2 protein-coding genes and 1 pseudogene are annotated in these 1,976 nt (G+C 62.0%); all 3 read left to right on the top strand.

All coding sequences use genetic code 11. The annotated features are described in order from the left end of the window. Positions 1-209: pseudogene (locus tag HF921_RS12900) on the top strand (3'-5' exonuclease); the annotation flags it as partial. Continuing rightward, complete coding sequence (gene rlmD, locus HF921_RS12895; RefSeq protein WP_215893967.1) at positions 184-1,506, top strand: 23S rRNA (uracil(1939)-C(5))-methyltransferase RlmD; 1,323 nt, start codon at positions 184-186, stop codon at positions 1,504-1,506. The pseudogene HF921_RS12900 and the gene rlmD, both read left to right, overlap by 26 nt. 1 nt (position 1,507) lies before the next feature. Next, on the top strand, positions 1,508-1,976 hold a 469-nt coding region (locus HF921_RS12890; RefSeq protein WP_226834630.1), incomplete at its 3' end, for a L,D-transpeptidase.

The raw sequence follows: 1,976 nt of genomic DNA, 5'->3' as shown, positions 1-1,976 counted from the left end.
TCCGCCACTACTGCGAAGTCGATGTGCTGAACACGGCTCTGGTCCATCTGCGTTTTGAATTGACCCGTGGGCATCTCGACAAATCGGCTTATGATGCCTGCCAGACGCAGTTGCGGTCTTACTTACAAAACCGGGACGAGGCCCACGTCCAGGAATTTCTTACCTTGTGGCCAGAGAATCTGCATGTCGCGTCCCAAGCCCATCCATAACGCTCAGCCTGAGCAGGTAGTGATCGAAAGTCTGGATGCCGAGGGGCGCGGGATTGCCCGTGTGGGGGGCAAGGTGCTTTTTGTCGATGGGGCGCTGCCCGGTGAGCGGGTCTGGGCACGGCGTACTCAAGACCACAAGAGCTTTGATCGTGCCGAGTTGTTGCAAGTGGTCAAGGCATCCTCCCTGCGGGTGTCGCCGCCTTGTCCGCACTTTGGTGTCTGCGGGGGCTGCAGCCTGCAGCATCTGGAGCCAGCGGCGCAGGTGGCCATCAAGCAAAGACAACTGGAAGATAATCTCTGGCGCATCGGCAAGGTCCGCCCCGGACGCGTCCTGCCCCCCATTCATGGCCCGAGCCTGAGCTATCGCAGCAAGGCGCGACTCTCGGTGCGGACGCCAAAAACCCGGGGCGCACTGGTCGGTTTCCGCGAACGCAACAGCAGTTATGTCGTGGATATGGGGCAATGTCTGACCCTTGATCCGCGCATCGGGCAACGCATTCTGCCCCTGCGGGCGCTGATCGGGCAGATGCAATCGCCCCAGGATTTTCCGCAGATCGAAGTGGCCGCCACGCCGGATGCCGTCGCTCTGGTGTTTCGTCACATGCGGCCGCTGATGGAAAGCGATCTGCAGCACTTGCGTGCTTTTGGTGTGCAACACGACCTGCAGATATGGCTGCAGCCGCGCGGGCCGGACACCCTGCACCCTTTATGGCCGGAGCAGCCGGAACCCCTTCATTACGATCTGCCGGACTATCAGTTGCGCCTGCGTTTTGATCCGCTGGTCTTCACTCAGGTCAATCAGGCGGTGAATCAGGTGATAGTGCGCCGCGCCATGGCGCTGCTGCAGCCGCAACCGGGAGAGCAGATTCTGGATCTCTTCTGTGGACTCGGGAATTTCACTCTGCCTATTGCCCGACTGGGAGCGCGGGTGCTTGGCATTGAAGGGGACGCCCGCTTGGTCGCGCTAGCCACCGAGAACGCCGCCGCCAATGGCCTGGCGGATAAAGCCCGATATGCCGTAGCCGATCTCACCCAGGCGCAGATGGAAGATTTTTTTCCGGCGGGCGCCATCGACAAAATGCTCATCGATCCGCCCCGCAGTGGCGCCATCGAAGTGCTGCGCAGCCTGACCCCCGGCGTCCGCCGCCTGGTGTATGTCTCCTGCAATCCGGCGACCCTGGCCCGTGATGCGGCGTACCTGGTACACGAACGCGGCTATCGTCTGCAAGCGGCCGGCGTCGTCAACATGTTTCCCCATACCGCCCATGTCGAATCCATCGCCCTCTTTGAGTGCTGAAATGCCCCCACGTTGGCTCTGGGTGGATGTCTCCGCCCAGCGGTTGCGCGAGATGAGCGGCGCTGAGCCGCGCTCGGCGTATGTCATATCCACGGCTCGTAACGGACTTGGTGAACGGCGTGACAGCGGCTGCACGCCGCGCGGATGGCATGTAGTGCGCGCGCGCATCGGTGAAGGCCTGCCCACGACGGCAATCCTGCGCGGCAGACGTTGGACCGGTGCCTGTTACAGCGCGGAGTGGGCGGCGGGTCGACCGCGGCAAGACTGGATTCTCGGCCGCATTCTTTGGCTCTCCGGCAGCGAAAACGGTTTTAATCGTGGTGGTTTTCAGGATACTTTCCGCCGTTATATCTACATCCACGGCACCGCCGATGTGGACCATCTCGGCCAGCCGGTATCGGCAGGCTGCGTGCGGATGGCGCCGGACGCGGTGTGCATGCTCTTTGCGGCATGTCCTGTAAACACCCCTG

It is taken from the genome of Acidithiobacillus ferriphilus, assembly GCF_018854775.1.
In the GTDB taxonomy this organism is placed as follows: domain Bacteria; phylum Pseudomonadota; class Gammaproteobacteria; order Acidithiobacillales; family Acidithiobacillaceae; genus Acidithiobacillus; species Acidithiobacillus ferriphilus.
The sequence above is the reverse complement of the archived record's forward strand: the minus strand, read 5'-3'. Positions and strand labels throughout refer to the sequence as shown.